The sequence below is a fragment of the Shewanella sp. Shew256 genome (assembly GCF_002196695.1).
Classification (GTDB): Bacteria; Pseudomonadota; Gammaproteobacteria; order Enterobacterales; family Shewanellaceae; genus Shewanella; species Shewanella mangrovisoli.
Window position 1 is genome coordinate 135694 of record NZ_NAJR01000002.1, and the last position, 25563, is coordinate 161256.

The following is a 25563-nucleotide window of genomic DNA, read 5'->3' on the forward strand; positions in this document are numbered from 1 at the left end:
TCATTACCCTAACCATAAAAAGATGAATAACGCAGGTGTGAGAAAAAATGAAGGATAAGAGTAAGTTGAGTTTTTGTTTAGGAAGCTGTCGCATTGACCCTTCCGATAACTCAATTTCATTTCAAACGCAGGGGCAGGAAAGTGCCCAACAGGAATCGGCTAAGGTGTCACTTCAACCTAAGTTTATTGAAGTGCTTAGCTATCTCGCCCTGCGTCATCCTCATGTTGTGACCCGTGACGAGCTGATCGATAAAGTTTGGGAAGGCAATGCTTACGTTGGCACTAAGGCACTCACGAATGCCATTTGGCATTTACGTCAGCAATTATCGCCACTGGAGCTTGAAGGCGGCGTGATTGAAACCGTGCGTAAAGCCGGTTATCGCTTGTTATTACCGCCGGTGTATGACATTGCCGATGAGACAGATGACGATAAACTGCAGACCACAGAGGCGAAGTTACAGCACACCACACGACGCCTGTATTGGATGGCGAGTCTGATGGGGGCGGTCATGCTAGTGGCCGGTCTCTTTATGGGGGTGCATCTGTATCAAGATAAACAGCGGATGACGGAAACCCAAATCACAGTGCTTACGCGGGATCCGGGCTCTGAGCGTTACCCTAGGTTGTCCCACGATAGGCGTTGGCTTGTGTATGGTGCGAGTCGCCCCGGAGTGACATCCAGTCTGTATCTTAAAGATTTTAAACGTGAAGATGTCCCCGCCCGCCAGTTAACGCCTTCCACATCGGCAGAGCTTCGCGCAGTGTGGAGCTTAGATGACACTAAGTTGTTTTTTGCCTCCCGTATCCATGGCACGGGGAAATGCCATATCACTCAGTTGACTCTTGCGACCAACGAGACCCTCGCCTTAGCGCCCTGTAGTAGCGATATGGCGGCCATAGATATTTCTCCCGACGGTCAATATCTTGCTTATATTTCCTCCCACGAGGCGGATAAAGTGGGGGGGATTTACCGTTTAGCTTTGGCAAATGCGGACGCTAAGGCTGAAAGATTATCCTGCGAAAGCCAGTGTAATTATGAGGATAGAGATTTAGCCTTTAGCCCTGATGGTCGCTGGCTCGCGATAGCGAGGCGCTTTAGTAATATCTCTGAGGATATTTTTATTCGCGACTTAGCCAGTGCCAATGAAACACGCTTAACCCATGGGCTAGAAGATATTCGCGGCTTGAGTTGGACGCCTGATAGCCAGTCGCTGGTTTTTGCCACCGAAGATTCTGGCAGTCGCAACGGTTTTACTATCGATATTGAAACGGCCCATATTCGCCCACTCGATGTGGAGGGCATGAGCTATCCCAGTAGCGTATCCGATGAGGGCGAGCTGGTTTATCACCAGTATCGTCGTCAATTCCAGATGGCGTATTTTTCCCTCGGCGAATCCGTGCCCGGCAGCTTGTTTCCGCTGCTGTATTCCGGCATTAGCCACCGCAATCCCGATTATTCCCCTGAGGCGAAACGGATAGTATTTGTCTCCAGCGATACGGGCTATAACGAGATTTGGACTTCGGATGCCAAAGGCCAAAAGCTGGAACAACACACCCAGCTTAAGTCGCGTGTCGCTTATCCGCGTTGGTCCCCCGATGGTAGCAAAATCGCTTTTATCGCCCCCGACGATCGCAACGAAGGTAATCGTATTTTTATTTTAGATTTAACCAATAAGAACATTACCGCCTTAGCCTCGAGTTATCACAATCATGGCCGCCCCAGCTGGAATTGGCAGGGGACGGCGGTGTTGGCATCAACCAGCGATGGCATCACTGAATTCCATTTGGACAATAGTGCGCCTAAGGTGATTAGTCCGCTGAGTATGGCGGTGGGCTTTGCAAAATCGGCCAACGAATTTGTCTTTAGTCGCTATGGAATGAATGGACTCTGGCAGATAGACCTCACGCAGCCCGAACAGGTGCAAGAGATTATCCCGGGGAAGGTGTTTCGCGCGGGCAATAACTGGGTGCTTACTGCACACGGAGTGTATTTTAAATCGAGCAATGGTAATGAGCAGCGGTTGAATTTTTGGGATGCGAGTAGTCAGCAGCTGACATCACTCCTTAGGGGTCCCCGCTCTAGCCTAAGCGGCTTTGGCTCCATGACTTATATTCCGGAGTCAAACCGCTTAGTGATGACGCTCGATGGCTTTCCGCAGCGGGACATCATACAGCTTAAACACAAGCTACTTAAGTAGGTTTGAGTTTTATTTAGCGCTAAAGCGTCCGCCTAATACGGCTTCGCGCGAGGCGCCTGTCACTGCAGGTAGGTTAGCGGGCAAACCTAAATTGTGGCGCATTGCGAGCCACGCAAAGGCGATGCCTTCGGCCCATTTAGGGTCGACACCGAGTGCTGAGGTGGTATCGATGTGATAATCCGGCAGTAGCGCTGCTAAGCGCTGCATTAACTCGGTATTAAAGGCGCCGCCACCGCAGACAAATAACTCTCCCACTGGGGCAAGTTTAAGGATATCGCGGGCGATACTGTGGCAGGTTAAATCGAGCAATGTCGATTGGATATCTTCTTCATCCAGTTGATTAAACTGTGATAATTGCTGTTCTAACCAAGCCTGATTAAACAATTCGCGCCCCGTGCTCTTGGGATAGGCGAGGGAGAAATAAGGGTGCGATAGCAATTGCGCCAATAGCTGTTGGTCGGTATTACCCGAAGCGGCCCATTCGCCGTCTTTGTCATAGGGCTCATTTTTCACTTGCTGGATCCAGGCATCAATCAGCGTATTGCCAGGCCCTGTGTCGAAGCCTAGGACCTCTTCACGATTCCCGGTCAGATAGGTGATATTGGCAATGCCGCCGATATTGAGGATCACGCGCTTTTTACCCACTTGGGCAAAGGTTTGCTGGTGGAAGGCGGGCACTAGCGGCGCACCTTGGCCACCTAAGGCAATGTCTTTACGACGAAAATCGGCTATGACATCGATGCCAGTCTCGGTTGCTATGGTGTTTGGGTCGCCAATTTGCAGGGTAAAACCCACCTCAAGGTTTGGCATGTGGCGCACGGTCTGGCCATGGCTACCAATGGCAATGATGTCTTCTTTGGCTATCTGGGCTTTGGTAAGCAAGTTATTGACGGCGAGGGCAAATAATTTACCCACACTGCGGTCAAGGCGGCCAAGGCGGTTTATTTCATCATTGCCGGGCAGGCATAAACGCTGCAATCCCTTAAGCAAATGGCTTGGAATCGCCTCAGTGTGCGTTGCGATAAGCTGTGGCTGCTCGCCCGCAAAGTCGACTAACACCGCATCGACGCCGTCCATGCTGGTGCCAGACATCAGTCCAATATAATAAGCCTTGTTCATGTGAGGGGATCCGTCCGTCGTTATTGCATCGCCAATTGGGTTTGCTTGTTCTGTGAAATGCTGGCCATCAACTGTTTGCTGAGTGCATCGAATTGTGGCTTTTCTTTACGGGCAATCGATTCGGCCTTAGGTAAATCAACCGTTCTTGGATTACGGTGCACGCCATTAACGATAAATTCATAGTGTAGGTGAGCGCCAGTGACGCGTCCTGTTTTACCTAAGGTGCCGATAATTTGCCCCTGCTTAACGCTGGCCCCTTTACTGACGTTGCGTTTGGTCAAATGCAAATACTTAGTCGTGTAGGTATCGTTGTGCTTAATGAACACATAGTTACCGTTAAATTGATTGTAGCCGGATTCGATAACTCGGCCATTACCCGCCGCCTTAATGGGGGTGCCAATGGCGGCAACATAGTCAACGCCGCGGTGAGCCTTAACTTGCCCCGTCACAGGGTGTAGACGTTTCGGGTTGAAGTTGGAGCTGACATATTTAAAGTCGACCGGTGAGCGCAGGAAGGCCTTACGCATGCTAGTGCCGTTTTCGGAGTAATAGTTGCCGTCGGTATAGCGAATCGCAGTGTAGCGCTCATCTTGGTTGATAAACTCGGCGGCGAGGATATTGCCGTTACGTAAAAACTCGCCTTCGGCATATTCCTGCTCGTAGATAATGGCGAAGCTGTCGCCTTCACGTAAATCCAAGGCAAAGTCGATATCCCAGCCAAACACGGTCGAGAGCTGCATAATTTGGTTCGCGTTTAAACCCGCATCCACGGCGGCATTCCAGAAGTTACTCTTGATTTTCGCACTGGTGAATTGGGTGCGGATTTCAATGTCCTTTTCGGAGATTTTCTCGGAATACTTATCTTGATCCTTAGTGATGACTAAAGTCGATACCGCATCGACACGATAGCGGACTTCGGTTAAATCGCCCTTAGCATCCTTTGAAATCACGATTTCTTCGCCGGGGATGATTTTTAACAGATTCTGTTTGGCGAGTGGCAACTGGGTAATTTCATACACATCTTTGCTGGTGAGCCCCGCGCGCTCAAATACTGCAGCTAAGGTATCGCCATTTTTCACATTAAAATGTTCAACGTCCCTATGGTGGGCACTCTCTAAGGTTTCGCTGGCGGGCACATTGCCTGCGGCTAAGGCGTCGACAGAAGATAACGGCGTGGCGTTGGTGGATGCATCTTGTGATTGGCTCTCAACACCTTCTGGGCGCTCTGGTGAGCGAAAGGCTAAGGGAACATCGTAACGGGTATTGACTTGAGCTTGGTCTGCGACACCTTGAGTTTGTCTTGAAGCTTGCGCTTCTTCAGAGGGAAAGAGCAGGGTTATCGTAGTGATAACCGAAAGAATGCTGAGGAGAATTTGATGCTTTTTAGGCAGCAATTTAAATAACGTTATAACCTTTCCCATGTGACGCCGATACCGATTACCTAAGGCTTGAATAATCCCGTTAGTGTACACACTTTCAATTGTGGTGGCTAACAAGTAACATAAGTCTCCTCATTTTATGATCATGGCCTTAGGAGTCCCCGCCGAGATGGCTGATTTAGACCAAGTATTAGCAGAAATTAGACGTGGTACCGATGAGATCCTACTCGAATCGGATCTGCTGGAAAAACTCAAAGAAGGACGTCCACTTCGTATCAAGTTAGGCGCTGATCCTACTGCACCGGATATCCATCTTGGACATACAGTAATTTTAAATAAATTAAGATTATTCCAAGAGTTAGGTCATGAAGTCATTTTCTTAATTGGTGACTTTACCGGTATGGTGGGTGATCCAAGTGGTAAAAACAGCACGCGTCCACCCCTCACCCGTGAGCAAGTATTAGCCAACGCCGAGACCTATAAAGAGCAGGTCTATAAAATTTTGGATCCTGCAAAAACCCGTATCGAGTTCAACTCGAGCTGGTTAGAGCCATTAGGCGCAGCGGGGATGATCCGTTTAGCCTCGCAGCAAACCGTTGCTCGTATGATGGAACGTGACGACTTTAAGAAGCGCTATGCTTCGGGTCAGTCGATCGCTATCCACGAATTTATGTACCCACTTTTACAGGGTTATGACTCAGTAGCCCTGAAGGCCGACGTTGAATTAGGCGGAACCGACCAGAAGTTCAACCTGTTGATGGGCCGTGAGTTACAAAAAGCCGAAGGCCAAAAACCACAAGCCGTGATCATGATGCCACTGCTCGAAGGTTTAGACGGCGTGAAGAAAATGTCTAAATCGGCGCACAACTACATTGGTGTGAGTGAGCCCGCCAATGAAATATTTGGCAAGATCATGTCGATTTCTGACGAATTAATGTGGCGTTACTTTGAGCTACTGTCATTCCGTCCTTTGGCCGAGATTGAACAGTTCAAACAAGATATCGCCAACGGTGCTAACCCTCGTGATACCAAGATTGCGCTCGCGAAGGAAATTATCGCGCGCTTCCACGACCAAGCGGCGGCCGAGAGTGCCCATCAAGCCTTTATCGACCGTTTCCAAAAGGGCGCTATCCCAGATGATATCCCTGAGGTTGAATTAGCGGCGGGTGAAGGCTTAGCGATTGCTAACTTACTTAAAGATGCCGATTTAGTGGGTTCGACTTCTGATGCGATGCGTATGATCAAGCAAGGCGCGGTGAAGATGGACGGTGAGAAGGTTGACGATAGCCGTATGACCTTAAGCGCTGGCACGGTTGCCGTATTCCAAGTCGGTAAGCGTAAGTTCGCGAAAGTGACTCTGGTTTAAGCTCAATCGGATATCACCATGTGACTACAGCCAGTGAGTGCTTAAACGGTTAATAAGTACTTACCAAGCAGTAAAAAGAGCGCCTAAGGGCGCTCTTTTTATATCTGCATTTTATCTCGATAGCTTAAGAGACTGTGCTTAAGGTGCTGTGCTGGCCTCATGCTCGCCGATATTGCATCTGTCGGTACCGAAATGCTGACCATCGCGACACTTCCATGCCAGTTGGGCGGAATCCACTTGCCAGCGTTGGGCACTCTTCTTAAGCGACAAAATTAACAGCATTTGTGGGTGCTGCTGCGATAACTCGCTCACTTGGTAGGTAAATATTCCATCCTTGGTGGGCTGAGTACGAACAAGGGTAAATTTTTTACCTGCATATTGGCTGCTGATGGCGGTGGGATCTTCGCTCCAAGCTTGATGTTGCTTTTGGGCTGCCCGCAGTTGCTGGTTGAAATGGCTTACGGGTTGCACCGCGTAGGACACAATAATCGGCTGCTGCGCCTGTGCGTGGGGCGCGAGCATTAGGCCATTCAGGGCGAGTAGGGCAATCAGTCCAAACAACTTCATACAAACCTCATTGAAACGAAACGACCGTGGGCATAGGATGCCGCACCTCAGTCGTATTGACTCATTGCAGGTTTCGACTCGTTTTGAGGGCTCAAGTTTCAATAAAAGCTAAATTTTGTGACTACTGCATCGCTAATTGGTCTGACATGGTCTGGTAATCAATCAGATCCACATGCTCTGTGACCCTGTGATTACGCATATCGAGCTTAAGGCTAGTGACTCCAGGAATGGCGACATCAATAATTTTTCCGGGTTTACCAAACTGCTCGCCGGGCCCTTTAAAGTGATAGTTACCAATCATCACCACGAGGGAGCCTGCGTTATACATATGCTCGATATTGAAATCATATTCGAGCACACCTTCGTGGGCGCGCTCAAAGAAGTCGATAATAAACCGCCCACCCGTGTATTTACGATTGGCGGTTTTATCGAAGAAGACGGTATCACGGTTATAGAATTTGCCGAGTGTTTGATAGTCGTGCTCGGTTAGCGCGTTCATGTATTTTACGGCTAACTGCTGCTCTGCTGGCATTTCCCCTGAGTTAGCGTGTACTGACGCAGGAAACAAGGCCGGAACCCAAATAAGACAGACTAAAAGACACAATATTCGCAAACTATTCCCTCTTGGTTTTGAGATCAAAGGCGGGTAACGACAAATGCCATTTGATGGCGCATAGGCGAATGATTAAGGCACTGGTCATGGCTAAAAATAGTGCCGTTTTTTCGCCCATCCCGTAGGCAAGGCTTACGGTATAACCTATGCCGCCAATAATCGATGCTGTGGCATAGATTTCTGTGCGTAACACCATAGGGATTTGTCTGCACAGTAAGTCTCGAATAATGCCTCCTCCAACGCCCGTGATCAAGCCCATCACGACGGCAATCATGCCACTGAGTCCCATATTGAGGGCTTTTTCGGCACCAATCACAGTGAACAGGGCCAAACCTAAGGCATCGGCGACTGGCAGCGTATATTGAGGCATCTTGCGGGGACGGCGAACCAACAGCAAACAAGCTAGGACTGTGGCGAGTATCACTATGATGTAGTTAGGGTCGCGGATCCAAAACACCGGCGTGGCGCCTATCAGCGCATCGCGAATACTGCCACCGCCGACCGCAGTCACCGAGGCCAGTACGATAACGCCAAAGGGGTCCATACGGTGACGCCCAGCGGCTAAGGCGCCAGAAAGGGCAAATACCGCCGTGCCACATAAATCGAAGAAGTAAATCCAGTGGCTCATTTACTCATCTCTTTGATGTGGATATTCAGCGCGTCCACAGAGATACGAATTTCTATCACAGATAAAATCAGTGAATAGAGCAGCAGTAACAAGCTGGCACCGAAGATCACCGAGCCCGTCTTATTAAAACCGATATAGATGAAAATCATACAGAGCACACATAGGGCAAAGCTGGATACGCCAGCCTCCTGCATACGGCGAATAATCCGGATCCGCTGGCTTAAGTTTTTAATCTGATCCTTATGCACGGGTTTGTCGCCGTTACTCAACTGTCGGATCAGCGCGGCTAGCGCAAAGAAACGGTTGGTATAGGCGAGTAATAGCAGTGAGATCGCCGGAAATAGCAAGGCGGGAGTTGTTAATGAAACATGCATGTTTTCGAACAAGATAGTCAGCCTTTAACCTAATGTTAAGATTAAAGGCATCATATCACAGGGTTTGTAGCCAGCGTAAACCCGCCCAAATGATCGGAAGAAAGGTAATAAAACTAAACCAGATAGCACAGGCCCGTGAGGCGAGTTTTACCGCGGGGGCTATCATCTCTTGGTGCGGCTGCGGGCCATAGACTATCTTAGCCACATCAATGCGTTGCCCCGAAAACTTCTGCGGTCCACCCAATTCAATCCGTAAAATATTCGCCACTAAGGACACGCTCATCACATAACCACGCAGGGCTGGATGATTTTTAGAGGTGCGAAACAATAATGCTAAGGCCATGGGGCCGCCTTGAATCGCAATCGACAGGCTCCATAACCAAGCGGGGATTGCCAGTAGCGCCGTAGAAATCACGTGTACTGAACTGCAAAAGTGCTGGTACTTAGGTTGAATGGGCGGCCAACTGAGTTCGAGCTGTTTAATCATTCTCACCGCCAGCACCATAGGGGCGCCGGCGATCGCAAAGAAGAAGATAGTCGATGCCGTGCCATAAATCGGCGCGGTAGCGAGCTTTTCTATCGTGGCCTTGGTTAAGCCGACTTCCGACAGATTATCCGTATCACGGACAATCCACGGCTGTAATAGCTTTTTTGCGCTGGCATTGTCCTCGCGTTTCAATGCTTTAGCGATTTCGTCGGCGACTTGGCTAAAGCCTGCATCCGTCAAACACAGATACAGAACTAAAAATTCGAAGAACCAAGGGAAGGCGGCAAGCTCGAGTAAGAAAGTGATAATCGCCCAGAAGGGGAACACCAATAGCAACATGGCTAAAAAGCCGGCGGTTGCCTGTTGGCTGGGGGCGCGCCCGGGGCGATTGACTTTGGCGGCGAGCTGTTTGGCTAAGTGACTAAACCAAATCAGCGGCTGCATTTCCCTTGGCAATGGCGCTAAACGCGCCAGCAGTAAAGCAAAGAAAAGTACCAAGAAGCCCTCAAACAAAGCGCCATCAATTTCGACAAGTTGTTGATAAAAAGAACTGTGCATCAGGTACTTTCCGCAATCATGCTTTAGTCAATTACTTTACTGAGTTTGGGTCTAATTGCTCAAGCAGCAACATCACCATCAGTGCCGAATGGTAGCCTGCCTTCACAATGTAAGAATCGAAGTCGACCGGAGAGTCGTTGTTGGCGTTGTCAGAGAGCGAGCGGATCACCACGAATGGCACGCTAAACTGGTGACATACTTGGGCAATTGCCGCGCCTTCCATCTCACAGGCCGCCATGGTTGGGAAGTGCTCCAACATGGTCTTGGTGCGAACTGGGTCGCAAATAAAGCTATCGCCAGTACAGATTAAGCCTTCAATCGCTTTCACTTCGCCTAATTGTGCGATGGCCTTATTAGCCGCTTCGACTAAGTATGACGCGGGAATAAACGCCGCAGGTTGCTGCGCCATTTGGCCAATTTCGTAACCAAATGCGGTCACATCTACATCGTGGTGGCGCACTTCGGATGAAATCACGATATCGCCAATAGACAGTGAATCGACAAAACCACCCGCAGAACCTGTGTTGATTACCGCATCGGGGGCGTATTTCTCAATCAGCAGTGTGGTGGCGATACTGGCGGCGACTTTGCCAATACCAGAGCGTGTTACCACTACGTCTTTGCCCGCTAAGGTGCCAGCGATAAATTCAATGCCCGCAATCGTTTGTGAAGAGGCGTTTGTCATAGCCGCAATAAGATGGGCAACTTCTGGCTCCATTGCGCCAATAATACCAATTTTCATGGGAGACCCTTTTGATTCAACTGAATGTGTGATGCCACTAAAGCGTGGGATAACAGAATGGCGGCTAATATACCACAGTTATGCTTTGGCGTTATTGTGGGATTGCGATTGCTTGATTGGGATAGGATAAAACGCGCGGAAGATAAAAAAATGCGCACCCTAAGGTGCGCCAAAATTCACAAGCAAATGGTGGACTCGTGGGTACGAGTCCGAGACTCACAGGTACAGCGGTACAACAAAAAACAATTAATCTAAGTAGTTAAGAATGCCTTGCGCGGCATCACGTCCTTCGGCAATTGCGGTCACAACCAGATCCGAGCCACGCACCATATCGCCGCCAGCAAATACCTTTGGATTGGTGGTTTGGAATGGGTTATCGGCTTGTTTACTGGCTTTTACTCGGCCCCATTGGTCGAGTTCAATGCCGTAATCGGCAAACCAAGGCGCAGGGCTAGGTTGGAAACCGAAGGCGATAATCACCGCATCGGCGTCGAGTAACTGCTCACTGCCTTCAATCGCTTCGGCACGTTGACGGCCGCTGGCATCAGCTTTACCCATTTGGGTTTCAACGCATTCCACGCCCACCACTTTGCCATCCTGGGTTTTAATAGCCACGGGTTGACGGTTAAACAGGAAGTTCACGCCCTCTTCACGGGCGTTTTGCACTTCGCGGCGCGAACCCGGCATGTTGGCTTCGTCACGGCGATAGGCACAAATCACACTGCTGGCCCCTTGGCGAACTGCGGTGCGAACACAGTCCATGGCGGTATCACCGCCACCTAAGACCACCACGCGCTTACCGGCAAGGTTTAGGTAAGGAGTATTAGGGCTTGTGCTACCCATCAGGTGATGGGTATTGCCAATCAAGTAGGGCAGAGCTTGGTACACGCCTTGGGCATCTTCGCCCTCAAGGCCCGCTTTCATGGCGGTGTAGGTGCCCATGCCAAGGAAGACGGCATCGTATTCCTCAAGCAGTTGGTTAAAGGCGATGTCTTTACCGACAGTTACGCCCAGCTTGAACTCGATTCCCATGCCTTCTAACACAGTGCGGCGAGTCGCCATCACGGCTTTATCCAGTTTAAAAGAAGGAATACCGTAGGTCAGCAGGCCACCAATCTGGGGATATTTATCAAACACCACAGCCTTAACCCCATTACGGGCAAGAATATCGGCACAGCCTAAACCAGCAGGGCCAGCGCCCACAATCGCCACTTTTTCTTTACGGGGCGTGACCTTACTCATATCCGGACGCCAGCCTTGGGCGATGGCGGTATCGGTAATGTATTTCTCCACATTACCGATAGTCACGGCGCCAAAGTTGGCGTTTAGGGTGCAAGCGCCTTCACAGAGTCTGTCCTGTGGGCAGACGCGGCCGCAGATCTCGGGCAGAGTATTGGTCTCATGGACTAAATCCGCCGCCTCCATAATTCGGCCCTGCTGCGCCAGTTTCAGCCAGTTGGGAATATAGTTGTGCAGCGGACATTTCCATTCACAATAAGGGTTGCCACAATCGAGACAACGGTCCGCCTGTTCAGTCACCTGAGCTTGAGCAAAGGGCTGATAAATCTCAATAAACTGAGTCGAACGCTTTGCTGCAGGGTGTTTAGTTGGGTCTTTGCGACCCACTTCAATAAATTGAAAATCGTTACTCATCTGCTATTACCCCGCTTTAACTGCTAGTTCCGGGCTCGATTGCTCTAATTTGAGCAGATCTGCAACGGCGATATTTTTCGGTTTCACTAAAACAAAGCAATCTAACCAGTTGGCAAAGTCGCTTAAGATCATCTTCGCGTGCTCACTGCCAGTCTCGGCCACGTGTTCTTCAATCAAGCCTTTCAAATGCTGTTGATGAATCGGTGACTCGAGTTTTTGGGTGTCGACAAGCTCGTTATTCACGCGGCGATTAAAGCGGCCAAATTGGTCGAAGATATAGGCAAAGCCGCCCGTCATCCCCGCGCCGAAGTTCACCCCGGTTTTACCGAGTACGACTACGATACCGCTGGTCATGTATTCGCAGCCGTTATCGCCTAAGCCTTCAACTACGGCAATGGCGCCCGAGTTACGTACCGCAAAGCGTTCACCCGCTTGGCCCGCAGCGAAGAAGCGTCCGCCAGTTGCGCCATACAGACAAGTGTTACCGACAATCGCGCTGCGCTCGCTCTGGAACGGACTCCCTAGCGGTGGATAAATCACAATCTTGCCGCCCGACATGCCTTTACCGACGTAGTCGTTGGCATCACCGCAGAGCTTGAGTTCAAGACCTGGGCTGTTCCATACCCCAAAGCTTTGGCCTGCACTGCCATTAAAGCTGAGTTTAATCGGGGCCTTAGTGCCTTTTACGCCAAGGGTGCTGGCGATATAGCCCGATAGGCGTGCGCCCACTGAGCGGTCGGTATTGTTGATGCTGTAAGCGGCATCGAAACTCTCGCCCTTATCGACCGCACCTTGGCACTCGTTGAGCAGATGTTGGTTGAGTAAACCTAAATCCGCTGGTGGATTGGTTTCCTGCCAGGTGCGCGAAGTGCTGGCTCTGACCTTAGGCTGATACAGAATTGGCGCTAAATCGAGTCCACGTTGCTTATCGGTCTGGCCTTCTAAGGTATGTAGCCACTCACTGCGGCCCACTAAGTCTTCGAACTTGCTGACCCCTAGGGTTGCCATCCACTCGCGCACTTCCTCGGCGACAAACTCAAAGTAAGTCATCACTCGCTCTGGTAAGCCGTGGTAGTGGTTATCGCGCAGTTTCTTGTCCTGAGTTGCGACACCGGTAGCACAGTTGTTCAGGTGGCAAATACGCAGGTACTTACAACCTAAGGCAATCATAGGCACAGTCCCGAAGCCAAAGCTTTCGGCGCCGAGTAAGGCCGCCTTGATGACGTCGGTTCCGGTTTTTAGGCCGCCATCGACCTGCAAGCGGATCTTATGGCGCAGACCATTTTCCACCAGAGATTGATGTACTTCGGCAAGGCCGAGCTCCCATGGGCTGCCAGCGTATTTCACCGAGGTGATAGGGCTTGCGCCCGTGCCACCATCGTAGCCAGAAATAGTGATCATATCGGCGTAGGCTTTTGCTACACCGGTGGCGATAGTGCCGACACCTGGCTCAGACACTAACTTCACGGAGATCAGTGCCTTGGTATTGATTTGTTTTAAATCGAAAATCAGCTGGGCTAAGTCTTCGATAGAGTAAATATCATGGTGTGGCGGTGGTGAAATTAAGGTTACACCTGGGCGCGCGTGACGCAGCCCTGCAATTTCCACACTCACCTTATGGCCGGGGAGTTGTCCGCCTTCACCGGGTTTTGCGCCCTGGGCAACTTTAATCTGAAGCACATCGGCATTGACTAGGTAATGGGCGGTTACCCCAAAACGTGCCGACGCAATTTGCTTAATCGCCGAGTTACGTTCGGTGTTAAAGCGACGCGCATCCTCACCACCTTCGCCCGAGTTAGAGCGACCGCCTAAACGGTTCATGGCGATGGCTAATGCCTCATGGGCCTCGGGGCTTAGGGCGCCGATACTCATGGCCGCACTGTCAAAGCGTGGGAATAAATGGCTGGCAGCCTCGACCTTATCCAGTTCAATCGCGGCTTGGTCAGCCTTAATGCCAATCAAATCCCTTAGGGTGGCGACTGGGCGGTTATCGACTAATTCGGCAAACTTCTTGTAGGTCGCAAAATTCTTGTCGATTAATGACGCCTGCAGCGTGTTGACCACATCAGGGTTGAAGCAGTGGTACTCACCGCCATCCACGTATTTGAGTAAACCGCCTTGTGGTAGTGGCACATGGGCGCGGTAAGCGGCCTTATGCAGTAGCGCTTGATCTTGAGCGATATCCTCAAAGCTGGCGCCTTCGATACGGCTCACCACGCCTTTAAAGCAGAGTTCGATTACATCACTGGCAATACCAATGGCCTCAAACTGTTGGCTACAACGGTAGGAGCCGACGGTGCTGATCCCCATCTTGGACATGATCTTACGTAAGCCTTTTTCGATGCCGTAGCGGAAGTTCAGCATCAGCGCAGTGGTATCGGTCAACTGATGACGTTTCGCCAGATCTGAGATTGACTCATACACTAGATACGGATAAATCGCCGTGGCACCAAAGCCGAGTAGCACCGCAAAGTGGTGTGGATCCCGCGCCGATGCGGTCTCAACAATGATGTTGGTATCGCAGCGCAGGCTCTTACTCACCAGCATTTGTTGTACTGCGCCAACCGCCATGGCTGCCGGAATGACCTGCGCCGATTTATCAATCGCACGGTCGGATAAAATCAGCAGCGTAGTGCCACTGCGGGCTAAACGCTCGGCTTCCGAGGTGATGCGGCGGATAGCGTGTTCTAAGCCTTCCTTCGGATCGTAATTTAAATCGACGATATTGGCGCGATAGTAAGTGCTATCTAATCCGAGTAATTGATTGAAATCACTGAATAATAATATCGGCGAGTTGAACATTACCCGATAGGCATGACCAGTGGTTTCGTTGAAGAGGTTTTGCTCGCGGCCGATACAGGTCGCCAGAGACATCACGTGCTTTTCACGCAGCGGATCGATAGGCGGGTTTGTGACTTGAGCGAATTTCTGTCGGAAATAGTCATAGAGCGAGCGTGACTTTTTCGACAATACCGCCATTGGCGTATCATCGCCCATGGAGCCTGTCGCTTCTTCGCCTTGTTTTGCCAGCACCCAAATCACTTGTTCAAGCTCTTCGCGGGTGTAACCAAATTGCTTTTGGTATTGCAGCAGTTGCTCTGGAGTTAATTCGCTGGCGCCATGTTGCTCTGTTGCCAACTGCTCGGCTGGGACCAGAGTACGGCTGTTTTTTGCCATCCACTCTTTATAGGGGTGGCGACGCTTAAGATCGTTATCAATTTCGAATGACTGGTACAGACGGCCATTGAGAGTATCTAACACTAACAGCTCACCTGGGCCGACGCGGCCTTTTTCAATCACTTCATCGGCGGCGTAGTCCCAAATGCCCACTTCGGAGGCGAGGGTTAAGATACGATCTTTAGTGATCACATAACGTGATGGACGCAGACCGTTACGATCCACCGCGCAAGCGGCGTGGCGACCGTTGGTCATTACGATACCCGCTGGGCCATCCCAAGGTTCCATATGCATGGAGTTAAAGTCATAGAAGGCTTTTAGCTCATCATCCATCTCTGGGTTACTCTGCCATGCTGGCGGAATAAGCAAACGCATGGCGCGGTATAAGTCCATACCGCCTGAGAGCAGCATTTCGAGCATATTATCGAGCGATGAGGAGTCAGAACCCGTTTCATTCACAAAGGGCGCCGCCTGTTGCAAGTCGGGCAGCAGTGGTGAATTAAACTTGTAGGCACGGGCACGGGCCCATTGGCGGTTACCGGTAATAGTGTTGATCTCGCCGTTATGGGCAAGATATCTAAAGGGCTGAGCGAGTGGCCATTTAGGTGAAGTGTTGGTTGAAAAGCGTTGATGGAATAAACAAATAGAGCTCTTCAAACGGATGTCGGCAAGGTCGGGATAGAATGCGGGCAAGTCGGCAGGCATCATCAAGCCTTTGTAGACTATGACTTGGCCTGAAAGACTCGCGACATAAAAGTCTTTATCGTCAGTAATTTGTTGCTCTAAACGGCGGCGAGCCATGTAGAGGCGACGCTCAAGATCTTTCTCACGCCAGCCAATCGGGGCGTTGATCAGGACTTGATAGATTTGCGGCAGGCTCGATTTACCAATCTCACCCAATACCTCAGGATTGACGGGGACTTTACGCCAGCCGGCAATGCTTAAGGTTTCACGCTCGAGTTCGCGTTCGAGAATAAACTTGGCTTGGTCGGCCAGTTCTTCATCTTGGCTTAAAAACAACATGCCCACGGCGAATTTGCGGCTCAGGTGCCAGTCATTTTCCGCGGCAATGGCTTCAAAGAATTGCAATGGTAGCTGCATTAATAAACCACAGCCGTCCCCAGTTCGACCGTCAGAGGCGATACCGCCACGGTGTTTCATGCGATCGAGGCCATGGATGGCGGTGCGCACGATACGATGGCTGGCTTCGCCATCCATTTGTGCAATCAAGCCAAAACCACAATTGTCCCGCTCAAAACTGGGATGATATAAGCTCATACAAAAACCTCCCTTGACCTCAACGAAATTACTACTCGGGGAGAAATGTAAAGACTTTCTATAGATATGCACCCGAACCACCCAAATTATCCTGAGATTAACCAAAGGTCAAACCAAAAATTTGCATAAAATATGGGTATTCATTCATGTTTCATACACAAAATACAATTACTTGACGTTAACGTTAACTGATTAAAGTGCTGTATAACATTATGAATAAAAAGAATTTTAAAAAATGAAAAACGATGGGGTTACTAAAATGTAACATTGAAATCGATTGTTTTTGATTTAGAAATAGTGATTTTTATTGCAAATACAGTGATTGTATAAAAATTTATAATAAATGAATTGTTATTCTATTTGCTTGTGAGTGAAATCACGGAGTGTAAAGACACTGTGAGCAATGACTCAGGTTTTAAGCTTTGCCGCTGTGAATCTAACCGGAGTTTGATTTACAACCAAGAAAACGATGCTCGCTTTGTTTACCATGAGTTTTTTCATCTAAACACACGTCTTTATTTCTTCTTTTTTGTGATTTTATCTTGGTTATTTTTAATGAAACGACATGAAATTTGGCAGGCGAGCTAATGGGACTCGATGCATACGTAAACACATTCGGTGCCGTGTGTAAGGCGAAATACGGCGAGCGCTTACGCAAGTTGACTATCGATGCCAAATTCACTTGTCCTAACCGCGATGGCACCTTAGGGCGGGGTGGTTGCACCTTTTGTAATGTAGCCTCCTTTAGTTATCAGCAGGCGGAAACGCTCAGCATTAGTGAGCAGCTAGAACAAGGGAAAGCCCGTTATAAAGAGGCGAAACCTAAGCTGAATGCGGATAAGTTTATCGCGTATTTTCAGGCCTATACGAGCACCTATGATGAGTATCAAGTGTTGATGGCCAAATACGATGAAGCGGTCAAAGACAGTGAGATTGTGGGCCTGTGTGTTGGTACGCGTCCCGACTGTGTACCAGACAAGGTTCTCGATTTATTAGCCAGTTATCAGCAAAAGGGTGTCGATGTCTGGCTGGAGCTTGGATTGCAAACCGCCAACGATAGAACCTTGCATAAGATTAACCGTGGGCACGATTTTGCCTGTTATTGCGATACGGTTGCACGGGCCAGAAGCCGAGGCCTAAAAGTCTGTACTCACCTTATCTTAGGCTTACCCGGTGAAACTCACCTCGATTATATGGCGACACTGCAGGCGGTGCTGGCGCAGGGCGTCGATGGCTTAAAGCTACATCCATTACATGTCGTCGAGGGCAGTACGATGGCGAAGGCTTGGCGCGCAGGACGCTTGCCATTACTCAGTCTCGAAGAGTATGCGGCTTGTGTCGGCGAGCTGGTTCGGCATACACCTAAAGAAGTGATTTTTCATCGGGTGACCGCCTATGCGAAAAAACCAATACTGCTCGCGCCCGATTGGTGCGGTTATCGTTGGAATGGTTTAGTGGCAATTGTTGAGGATCTTGCGCGTAAGGGTGGACAAGGCGCTGCATTAGCGCGACCATAATGACCATATCGCTTGAAGGGATTCAGTTGGAATCGATTTATCGCTGAGAGTGTTTGAAATAGTTGATTTTTTGTTAAATAAAACATCATTTGACCACAAATGCTGCTATAAGTTGCACTGACAATTTTAGTGGGTATCATGTCATAAACGTGTTTTAAGCATTGGACTACTTAAGGGAGGCCTAGATGGCCACAGTTGAATTAGAAACAATCCTAGATCTCAATACGTTAGAACAGTATTGCAGTGCGATTGGTGCCGGAACTCTGCTAAAGAGTGTGGTCTTGTTTGAGCAATTAATGCCTGAGTATGTAGGGAATCTAGTCAAGGCTAACGAAGCTGCCGATAAGGACACTTTATGCGCCGAAGCCCATAAATTTAAAGGTGCAGCGGGCTCAGTGGGTTTAAAACGTATTCAGCAGATTGCCCAGTTACTCCAACATGGCGAAGAAGCACGTTGGGAAGCTGAACATGGAACCTGGGTCGCACAAATTGTTGAATTTGCAAGTGCCGATCTCCAGCAGTTAAAGCAATTCCTGCAGGCTAAAGCTTAGTCTGTACTATGGAGGTGCAGCTGCAGGTTGCACCTCAATAACCTCTATTCCAGTCTTTATCCCTTCCGTTTGTTCTTAGTAAGCGCTCTCTTAGGTTTTCCTTTGATTGAAAATCGATTTTGCTCACAGTATTGAGCAATTCAGCCGCGTTTTAGTTGATAACTTATGCTAGAGTTGATTAAATTTATTAATTCATAACCTTAGTGGCAATCGATTAAATGAAAAATTTACCTAGCCTCAAGAATTTATTCTATTTGGTGAATCTTCACCAAGAGCAGAATTTTAACCGCGCCGCTAAGGTGTGTTTTGTGAGTCAATCAACGCTGTCGAGCGGGATCCAGAATCTTGAAGAACAGCTTGGTCATCAATTGATTGAACGTGATCATAAATCCTTTATGTTCACCGCTATCGGTGAAGAAGTAGTGCAGCGTTCCCGCAAAATCCTGACAGATGTGGATGATTTAGTCGAACTGGTTAAAAATCAGGGCGAACCTATGACTGGGGATATCCGCTTAGGTTGTATCCCAACCATTGCGCCATTTTTATTAAGCCGCGTGGTTAAGCAATGCCAGCAAGCTTATCCGGCGATGAGTTTGTTACTCAAAGAAGATACCACTGAGCGTTTGCTCGATGCCTTAGGCAAAGGGGAGTTGGATTTACTGATCCTTGCTTTGCCTGTGGATACCAGTGGTTACCACAGCATGAAAGTTGGGATAGACCCCTTTAAGATGGTGATCCATAAAGACTTAGTGGGTGGCATTCATCAACCTATCGATTATCAGACCTTGCCCGATGAGAGTATCTTCCTGCTGCAAAGTGAACACTGTATTACAGGGCATGCGATTACCGCTTGTCAGTTAGGTGATAGCGCTAAGGTGAATCCCTTTGCCGCAACCAGTCTACACACTTTAGTGCAAATGGTGGATAGCAAGCTGGGCACCACCTTCTTACCGCAAATGGCGATCGATGCTGGCATCTTAAATGATACCGATCTGGTGGTGATGACACCGCCAGGTGAAGCGCCTTACCGTGATATCGGCTTAGTTTGGCGACAAACAACCAGCCGGATTTTGACCTTCCGTACCTTAGGTTTACTTATTCAAAAGCTGTTAACCAAAGAAATGGAATAATCGTTGTAAGTTAAAATAGTTAGGATATTAGAGAGGGGAAACACCAAACACTTCAATCGAGTGTTGTTTCCCCTTTAATTTGACTGGACCCAAATTGGTTAAGCGGTATTCGCTATTGGGATTGTCGAGTCGGCCCGCGAGCGCACCAGAAATCAACATGCGTTGCCCCAGTGGATTACACTGATCTTGAAGTCTGGCTAAGGTATTTAGCACATCACTAAAGAAGCTAATTTCTTGTTTTTGCACACCAACCACTGCAGCAACCACTTGTCCACAGTGCGCCGCTGCCTTAAATTTAGGCACAAAGCCATAGTGCTCTTCAAAATAACGTCGCTGCCAATTTAACTGCTGGCTAAATTCAAAATAGATATTCATGCAGCGGTCGTGTACCACGCCTTCTTCTAACGGCCAGTGGATCAATACTGCATCGCCCATATAACGGTAAATTTCGGCTTCGTTATTGGTCACAGTGTCGGATAGCAGGCTAAAGCTGTCTTGAATCAGGCGGCTAAAACGGTAATCTCCGAGGGATTCTGCGTGGGTTGTCGAGGCAACCATATCTAAATAAAGGAATAAACGCTGCTCGTATCGTGGTTTATGGTATTTACCTAAACCAATGTTGAGCAGAATACGCGGCCCAACTAAGAGTGCCATTTGTTCGACAAAGGCTAAGCTGACCCGTACAACCACTAAATAGACAATGAGCGCTTGGAAGGATGGACTATAGAGAATATGCGCCGTAAGCATTTGCCTTAGGGTCGACATATGATTTTCAATGGCCCACATATTCAAGAACTGGGTCATATAGGCTAAGGTCGTTGCCCCGAGTAGCAGGAACAAACCTTTAAAAATCACTGAGAATACATAGGGAAGACGATTGATGGCGCTGAAGTCGGCGATCAGGTTTGACATCCAATGTAGGCTGCCAAAAATGATGCCCATGTAGACGGCAAGCGTCGCGAGATCGGCCGAACCGACAGCCCATTGTGGTAACTCCGGCGACTGTGCATATCGGAAAAACACGAACGCAGCCATGGCTATCGCCCAAGCTAATATCGCAAAAAGAAGTTTTTTCGCTTGTCTACGTGCTCTCACAACGGGTTTTGTATCCGAATACGACCATATATTTCAGGATGCCGTAGTTTATAGAAAATCATCACTAGAGTGCCAGTGATATTTGTGATCTGGATCAATCCAACGCTATATAGCTACGAAAATTTAACCAAATACCTTATTTAATAGCGTGGCGGTAAAAGCGGTCTTTAAATAGAAACCCCGTGGATTGGTCATTTTTAGGCTACCGTCCTCGGCAATGCTCTGGGTCAGCGCCTTACTGTTGGCGGCTTTAGGGCGCAGTTGCAACACTTCGCCATGCCTTGCGGTGAGTTTTTCCACTTTACCTAAGGCGATAAGTTCCATTATCTCCTCCCAATCCTGTTGCAGTAACCTTTGCTCTTGGAGATCGGGTTCCCACAATATGGGTGTGCCCACTCTACGATCTCCCAAAGGAATATGCCGCTCACCCTCAACGGGTACCCAGAGTACACGCTGCAACTTGTGACACACTAAGCTGTCTTGCCAGGTTAGGCCTTCGATATTGGTTAGCGGCGCCACACACACATAGGTGGTTTCCAGTGGTTTGCCTTTGCTATCGATGGGAATGGTTTTTAGCTCAACACCGAGGTGAAGAAAATCCTGCTCGGGTTTTGAGCCGGCCGTCGCACCTAACTCCATTTCAATGAGTTGTCCGACCCAGCCCTTATCTCGCTTCAGATCCTTAGGGACCGCAATCCCGCGGTGAGCAGCAATTTGCGCCAAAGAGATGCCGGCCATCATATTGGCACGTTCGAGCAGTTCGCTCAGATTTTGAGGGGGGATTATCGGTTTCATAAGGCGAATTTTACTGGAAAATAGGTGCTTAGCAACAGAGGTTAAAAATTAAGCACTCGAAAAAGGATAAGATTGTACTCACAGATAAATCTGTAAGTGCATGATTTTAATGTTAGTTGTCGGTTTGCATTCTAATGCCTGTGAAAGTGTTCAAAGTTACTCTCGGTTTTCCCTTGCGTTTCTCACATATTTATCCACAGATATTATGGATAACTCACAATGCAGTGGGCTCTAACCGATTAAAAATCGTGAGTCAATGGCAAAAAGGGGCATTTTTCCACGGGAGTGTGGGTAATTTGGGGTGAGCTCTGTGTATAACATTTAGGTATTACTTTGATTAAATCGCTTAATTTGCATTAGGTTAAAAAGTGAGCTTTTTAGTTTTTGAGTCACATGTTTTTATACTGCTGATGTATAACTTTATAATTTTCATGTTTTTATTTTATTTGAACAAGCAGGCTGCCGTGAATGATATTTGCTGTTTTTTGAACGATATACCTAGTTTACCCGAGTTTCAAACAGAGATATCCACAGAAAATGTGGATATCCCCAAGGTTGAACCCCTTGGATTGTTGATAAAGTAGTAAGTTGAAGGTATTTATCCAAAAAATAGCTGTAAATAGAGGTTTGCTGAGAGACAGGCTTTGTGAAACAATCGGTTTATTAAAAGTTATCCTTATTTGGAGTCCATGTGATTGATAGCGACGGCTTTCGCGCAAATGTGGGCATAATAATTTGTAATAGATACGGCCAAGTGATGTGGGCCAGACGATTCGGACAACATTCATGGCAATTTCCTCAGGGCGGTGTCGATGATGGTGAGACGGCCGAAGAGGCGATGTACCGCGAATTGTATGAGGAAGTAGGCTTAAGACCCGAGCATGTCACTATATTAACCTCGACCCGTTCTTGGTTAAGATACCGCTTGCCCAAGCGTTTAGTGAGACAGGACAGCAAGCCTGTGTGCATTGGCCAAAAACAAAAATGGTTTCTGTTACAACTCAAAAGCCAAGATAGTGCGATTAATTTAAGTTCTTCAGGCCACCCTGAGTTTGACGATTGGCGTTGGGTAAGTTATTGGTATCCCGTGCGGCAGGTTGTCTCATTTAAGCGTGATGTTTATCGTAAGGTAATGAAAGAGTTTGCGGTAACGGCATTGTCATTCCAAACCCAGGAAATTCCGAGGAAGCGGGTAAGACAAAGAACAACGGGCTGATTTTCAAAAGAGGATTGAAAACAGTGTTAAATACGCTCAGGGATATTACGCAAGCTGTGGCGTCCGCCCACAGCTTAGAAACCGCATTAGAAGTCCTAGTTTCATCGACCAAAGCGGCGATGGAAACCCAATGTTGCTCGGTCTACATCCTAGATCAGCAAGAACTCGTATTATCAGCCACCGATGGTCTCGAAAAGAGTGCCGTTGGGCGCGTGCGCATGCCGTTAACCCAAGGCTTGGTTGGCTTGGCCGCAGAACGCGAAGAAGCGGTAAACCTTGCCGATGCCCGTTTGCATCCACGCTTTAAACTCTTCCCCGAAGTCGCTGAAGAAGAATACCGTGCCTTTTTAGCCGTCCCCATTATTTATCAAAAAGCCGTCGTCGGCGTAATTGTGGTGCAGCAGGCCAGCGCGCGGCAATTTAGCGAAGGGGAAGAAGCCTTCTTAATGACCTTGGCTGCGCAGCTCGCGATGGCGATCCGGGGATTAAAGCAAAAGGCGCAGGTCAGTTCGCTGCATCAACAGATTTTATTTCAAGGAACCTCTGCATCCAGCGGTATCGCCATTGCCCACGCCTTGGTGCTCGGTGGTGAAATATCCCTCGAACAGCCCGATGTGCGCTGTGAGGATATTGCCCTCGAATCCAGCCGATTAGTGGCGGCAATGGGGCGTTGTAAAGAGGCTATTGGTGCCTTATCTCAACGTTTCGACCGTGAGCAGGATGAAGAAGTCGCCTCAATATTCAACGCCTTGCAGCTGCTGCTCGATGATGCCAGTCTAGGTGGTGAATATGCCCGTGAAGTGCAGCAGGGCTGGGAAGCAGAATCGGCGGTTAGCCGGGTTTCGCTGCGTTATATTCAACAGTTTTTGGCGATGGAAGATCCTTACCTCAAAGAACGGGCGAGCGATATTCGGGATCTGGGGCAAAAGGTATTAAGGCAGTTAATCGAACCCGAACGTTTAGAGCTTGAACCCGATAAGCCGGTGATTCTAGTGACCCGTGAAGCGGATGCCACTATGTTGGCCGAATTCCCTCGGCAAAAATTGGCCGGTATTGTCACTGAATTAGGGGGCGTTAACTCCCATGCGGCCATTTTAGCGCGCGCACTGGGCGTACCTGCGATTACTGGCGTCGAGCAGTTATTGTCGGCTGATATTGACCAGAAGCTGTTAGTGGTCAATGCCAGCCGCGGGCAATTAATGGTGTCGCCATCGCCTGCGATTGTTAGCGAATACCGCAGTTTGATTTCGGCGCAAAAGGCGTTGCAACGTCAATACGCGCAGGAGTTAGCCCTGCCGTCGGTGATGCTCGATGGCACTCGCATTCGTTTGTACCTTAACGCTGGGTTACTCAGTGGTGTCGCCTCTGAAATCGCCGAAGGTGCCGATGGTATCGGACTGTATCGCACCGAAATTCCCTTTATGTTGCAGCAGCGTTTTCCGAGTGAGTCCGAGCAGGTAAAAGTCTATCAGCAGGTGTTATCGGCGGCATCGGGTCGCCCTGTGGTGATGCGTACCTTAGATGTGGGGGGCGATAAGCCGCTGCCTTATTTCCCGATCAAAGAAGATAACCCCTTCCTCGGCTGGCGCGGTATCCGCCTATCATTGGATCACCCAGAGCTATTCCTCGTGCAGTTAAGAGCGATGTTGCTAGCGGGGGGAGAGGGCAAACAGCTCAGTATTTTACTGCCTATGGTCAGTAACTTAGATGAAATAGATCAATCCTTGGCCTACCTAGAGCAGGCCTATGTTGAACTTAAAAATGATGTAAACAATCTGATTGAAATGCCGCGCATTGGCATTATGCTCGAAGTTCCAGCGCTGTTATATCAGTTAGATGAAGTGGCAAAACGCGTCGATTTTGTGTCGGTCGGCAGTAACGATTTGACCCAATATTTACTCGCGGTGGACCGTAACAACCCAAGGGTGAGTTCCTTATTTGATAGTTATCATCCAGGCATTCTTCGGGCACTGCATCAGGCAAGACTCGATTGTGACTATCATGAACTCGATATCAGTATCTGTGGCGAGCTGGCGGGGGAACCCATGGGGGCGATTCTGTTGGTGGCGATGGGATACCAGCATTTGAGTATGAACCAAGGCAGTTTAGCGCGGATAAATTACCTGCTGCGCCGAGTGTCCCGCGCCGATTTGACGCAACTCTTGTCGCAGGCCTTAAGTCTGTCGAACGGTTTCCAAGTGCGTGAGTTGGTTAAAGAATATTTAACACAGCAGGGATTAGCCACAATTCTTAATTAACTAATCGCGCCTTTTGCTTTAAGCTAAGGCTTCACTTAATCACGCTGTAGGTACCCGTGTGGATAGTTTGCTGTCGGTGTTCTTTATTTGCTTGGCTTTAGGCGCGTTTGTCGGTTTTATGGCGGGGTTATTGGGCATCGGTGGCGGCTTAATTGTCGTGCCTGCACTGCTTTATATCTTACCTTCGGTTGGCATCACTTCGGCTCAGTTACCCCATATTGCGATTGCCACATCCCTTGCGGCGATTATTTTAACCTCGATTTCTTCAGCCAGAGCCCACCATAAACGCGGTAATGTGCCCTGGGGATTGTTTCGAACCATGTTCCCTGGGATTATTCTCGGCGCCTTAATGTCCGGCTTTATTGCCGAGCAAATCCCTGCTGCGACGCTTAGACAAGGGTTTGCGGTGTTTGTGATGTTAATGGCGATTCAAATGGCTTATCCCTTTAAAACCGAATCGAATCGAGAACTGCCAAACTCGATGATTCTGTTTGTAGTGGCCGTGATTGTTGCCGCGATTGCAGGATTGATGGGGATCGGCGGCGGCGTCTTGTTAGTGCCGTTTTTAACCTATTTTGGTTTACAGATGCGCCTAGCTGTAGGATTTTCCGCCGCGACCGGATTATTAATCTCCTTGTCGGGCAGCTTAGGGTATATAATCGCGGGCTTTAACGCGCCGGATCTCCCAGAGGGAACCTTAGGGTATATCTATTTACCTGCGCTGTTTGGCTTAATAATAACCTCAATTTTAATGGCTCCAGTAGGCGTTAAGGCGGCAAGCACTTGGCCTACCTCGGTCCTTAAAAAAATATTTGCACTTTTACTCTTGTGTGTCGGTCTCAAATTAATTCTGAGCTGATTT

At 48.9% G+C, this 25563-nt stretch carries 20 protein-coding genes; 8 read left to right on the forward strand and 12 right to left on the reverse strand.

What is annotated here, in order from left to right:
• Window positions 1–47: 47 nt before the first annotated feature.
• Entirely contained in the window at window positions 48–2198 is a 2151-nt protein-coding gene (locus B5P39_RS03455) for a winged helix-turn-helix domain-containing protein (RefSeq protein ID WP_088210481.1), read from the forward strand.
• A gap of 9 nt (window positions 2199–2207) precedes the next feature.
• Here B5P39_RS03455 and B5P39_RS03460 read toward each other — a convergent pair whose 3' ends face one another.
• Window positions 2208–3317 carry an anhydro-N-acetylmuramic acid kinase gene (locus B5P39_RS03460; RefSeq protein WP_088210482.1) on the reverse strand — a complete coding sequence of 370 codons (1110 nt, stop codon included), beginning with the start codon at window positions 3315–3317 and terminating at the stop codon, window positions 2208–2210.
• A 20-nt stretch (window positions 3318–3337) separates the two neighbouring features.
• Window positions 3338–4738 carry a peptidoglycan DD-metalloendopeptidase family protein gene (locus tag B5P39_RS03465; protein WP_088210768.1) on the reverse strand — a complete coding sequence of 467 codons (1401 nt, stop codon included), beginning with the start codon at window positions 4736–4738 and terminating at the stop codon, window positions 3338–3340.
• A gap of 127 nt (window positions 4739–4865) precedes the next feature.
• Between B5P39_RS03465 and tyrS the strand changes: the two genes are divergently transcribed.
• Entirely contained in the window at window positions 4866–6062 is a 1197-nt protein-coding gene (tyrS, locus tag B5P39_RS03470; protein ID WP_088210483.1) for a tyrosine--tRNA ligase, read from the forward strand.
• Between the two features lie 138 nt (window positions 6063–6200).
• Here the strand turns inward: tyrS and B5P39_RS03475 are convergent, their stop codons facing one another.
• The 8 genes from B5P39_RS03475 to gltB all read right to left on the reverse strand — a co-directional run bounded on the left by B5P39_RS03475 (window position 6201) and on the right by gltB (window position 16139).
• The gene (locus B5P39_RS03475; RefSeq protein ID WP_088210484.1) at window positions 6201–6629 is read right to left on the reverse strand and encodes a hypothetical protein; all 429 of its coding nucleotides are present in this window, start codon (window positions 6627–6629) and stop codon (window positions 6201–6203) included.
• A 121-nt stretch (window positions 6630–6750) separates the two neighbouring features.
• Entirely contained in the window at window positions 6751–7242 is a 492-nt protein-coding gene (locus B5P39_RS03480; protein WP_086903126.1) for a nuclear transport factor 2 family protein, read from the reverse strand.
• Between the two features lies 1 nt (window position 7243).
• Window positions 7244–7870 carry a trimeric intracellular cation channel family protein gene (locus B5P39_RS03485; RefSeq protein WP_086903127.1) on the reverse strand — a complete coding sequence of 209 codons (627 nt, stop codon included), beginning with the start codon at window positions 7868–7870 and terminating at the stop codon, window positions 7244–7246.
• A complete protein-coding gene (locus tag B5P39_RS03490; RefSeq protein ID WP_011623626.1) occupies window positions 7867–8244 on the reverse strand; it encodes a DUF2721 domain-containing protein in 378 nt (125 codons plus the stop codon). The genes B5P39_RS03485 and B5P39_RS03490 overlap by 4 nt, the downstream gene beginning before the upstream one ends.
• A 55-nt stretch (window positions 8245–8299) precedes the next feature.
• Window positions 8300–9289: a cobalamin biosynthesis protein CobD/CbiB gene (locus B5P39_RS03495; RefSeq protein ID WP_088210485.1), complete on the reverse strand. Its 990-nt coding sequence runs from the start codon at window positions 9287–9289 to the stop codon at window positions 8300–8302.
• Between the two features lie 31 nt (window positions 9290–9320).
• Window positions 9321–10031 (reverse strand): 5'-methylthioadenosine/adenosylhomocysteine nucleosidase, encoded by a 711-nt coding sequence (locus B5P39_RS03500; protein ID WP_088210486.1) that lies wholly within the window; start codon window positions 10029–10031, stop codon window positions 9321–9323.
• A gap of 246 nt (window positions 10032–10277) precedes the next feature.
• Window positions 10278–11684, reverse strand: a complete 1407-nt coding sequence (locus tag B5P39_RS03510) for an FAD-dependent oxidoreductase (RefSeq protein WP_088210488.1) — start codon at window positions 11682–11684, stop codon at window positions 10278–10280.
• A 6-nt stretch (window positions 11685–11690) separates the two neighbouring features.
• The gene (gene gltB / locus B5P39_RS03515; RefSeq protein WP_088210489.1) at window positions 11691–16139 is read right to left on the reverse strand and encodes a glutamate synthase large subunit; all 4449 of its coding nucleotides are present in this window, start codon (window positions 16137–16139) and stop codon (window positions 11691–11693) included.
• Window positions 16140–16726: 587 nt separating this feature from the next.
• Here gltB and B5P39_RS03525 point away from each other — a divergent pair.
• From B5P39_RS03525 to oxyR, 3 genes are all read left to right on the forward strand, one after another.
• Window positions 16727–17656 (forward strand): TIGR01212 family radical SAM protein, encoded by a 930-nt coding sequence (locus B5P39_RS03525; RefSeq protein WP_088210491.1) that lies wholly within the window; start codon window positions 16727–16729, stop codon window positions 17654–17656.
• A 185-nt stretch (window positions 17657–17841) separates the two neighbouring features.
• Entirely contained in the window at window positions 17842–18207 is a 366-nt protein-coding gene (locus tag B5P39_RS03530; RefSeq protein ID WP_011717892.1) for an Hpt domain-containing protein, read from the forward strand.
• A gap of 218 nt (window positions 18208–18425) precedes the next feature.
• Window positions 18426–19337 carry a hydrogen peroxide-inducible genes transcriptional activator OxyR gene (gene oxyR, locus B5P39_RS03535; protein ID WP_086903133.1) on the forward strand — a complete coding sequence of 304 codons (912 nt, stop codon included), beginning with the start codon at window positions 18426–18428 and terminating at the stop codon, window positions 19335–19337.
• Between the two features lie 27 nt (window positions 19338–19364).
• Here the strand turns inward: oxyR and B5P39_RS03540 are convergent, their stop codons facing one another.
• The gene (locus B5P39_RS03540) at window positions 19365–20432 is read right to left on the reverse strand and encodes an adenylate/guanylate cyclase domain-containing protein (protein ID WP_041412723.1); all 1068 of its coding nucleotides are present in this window, start codon (window positions 20430–20432) and stop codon (window positions 19365–19367) included.
• A 123-nt stretch (window positions 20433–20555) separates the two neighbouring features.
• Window positions 20556–21227, reverse strand: coding sequence for a DNA mismatch repair endonuclease MutH (gene mutH, locus B5P39_RS03545; protein ID WP_088210492.1), 672 nt, complete (start codon window positions 21225–21227; stop codon window positions 20556–20558).
• A gap of 691 nt (window positions 21228–21918) precedes the next feature.
• Between mutH and rppH the strand changes: the two genes are divergently transcribed.
• The 3 genes from rppH to B5P39_RS03565 are packed head-to-tail and all read left to right on the forward strand — an operon-like array spanning window position 21919 to window position 25560.
• Complete coding sequence (gene rppH, locus B5P39_RS03555) at window positions 21919–22443, forward strand: RNA pyrophosphohydrolase (protein WP_011623615.1); 525 nt, start codon at window positions 21919–21921, stop codon at window positions 22441–22443.
• 23 nt (window positions 22444–22466) lie between these two features.
• Window positions 22467–24701: a phosphoenolpyruvate--protein phosphotransferase gene (gene ptsP, locus B5P39_RS03560; protein WP_088210494.1), complete on the forward strand. Its 2235-nt coding sequence runs from the start codon at window positions 22467–22469 to the stop codon at window positions 24699–24701.
• Window positions 24702–24759: 58 nt separating this feature from the next.
• Complete coding sequence (locus B5P39_RS03565; protein WP_086903298.1) at window positions 24760–25560, forward strand: sulfite exporter TauE/SafE family protein; 801 nt, start codon at window positions 24760–24762, stop codon at window positions 25558–25560.
• Window positions 25561–25563: the final 3 nt, after the last annotated feature.

Excerpts from the sequence above, each read along its gene's own strand:
- B5P39_RS03475 (WP_088210484.1), bottom strand. The coding sequence starts at position 6,629 with ATGAAGTTGTTTGGACTGATTGCCCTACTCGCCCTGAATGGCCTAATG.
- B5P39_RS03455 (WP_088210481.1), top strand. The coding sequence starts at position 48 with ATGAAGGATAAGAGTAAGTTGAGTTTTTGTTTAGGAAGCTGTCGCATT.
- B5P39_RS03525 (WP_088210491.1), top strand. The coding sequence starts at position 16,727 with ATGGGACTCGATGCATACGTAAACACATTCGGTGCCGTGTGTAAGGCG.
- tyrS (WP_088210483.1), top strand. The coding sequence starts at position 4,866 with ATGGCTGATTTAGACCAAGTATTAGCAGAAATTAGACGTGGTACCGAT.
- B5P39_RS03465 (WP_088210768.1), bottom strand. The coding sequence starts at position 4,738 with ATGGGAAAGGTTATAACGTTATTTAAATTGCTGCCTAAAAAGCATCAA.
- B5P39_RS03530 (WP_011717892.1), top strand. The coding sequence starts at position 17,842 with ATGGCCACAGTTGAATTAGAAACAATCCTAGATCTCAATACGTTAGAA.
- mutH (WP_088210492.1), bottom strand. The coding sequence starts at position 21,227 with ATGAAACCGATAATCCCCCCTCAAAATCTGAGCGAACTGCTCGAACGT.
- B5P39_RS03490 (WP_011623626.1), bottom strand. The coding sequence starts at position 8,244 with ATGCATGTTTCATTAACAACTCCCGCCTTGCTATTTCCGGCGATCTCA.
- B5P39_RS03485 (WP_086903127.1), bottom strand. The coding sequence starts at position 7,870 with ATGAGCCACTGGATTTACTTCTTCGATTTATGTGGCACGGCGGTATTT.
- B5P39_RS03510 (WP_088210488.1), bottom strand. The coding sequence starts at position 11,684 with ATGAGTAACGATTTTCAATTTATTGAAGTGGGTCGCAAAGACCCAACT.
- gltB (WP_088210489.1), bottom strand. The coding sequence starts at position 16,139 with ATGAGCTTATATCATCCCAGTTTTGAGCGGGACAATTGTGGTTTTGGC.
- B5P39_RS03460 (WP_088210482.1), bottom strand. The coding sequence starts at position 3,317 with ATGAACAAGGCTTATTATATTGGACTGATGTCTGGCACCAGCATGGAC.
- B5P39_RS03495 (WP_088210485.1), bottom strand. The coding sequence starts at position 9,289 with ATGCACAGTTCTTTTTATCAACAACTTGTCGAAATTGATGGCGCTTTG.
- oxyR (WP_086903133.1), top strand. The coding sequence starts at position 18,426 with ATGAAAAATTTACCTAGCCTCAAGAATTTATTCTATTTGGTGAATCTT.
- B5P39_RS03500 (WP_088210486.1), bottom strand. The coding sequence starts at position 10,031 with ATGAAAATTGGTATTATTGGCGCAATGGAGCCAGAAGTTGCCCATCTT.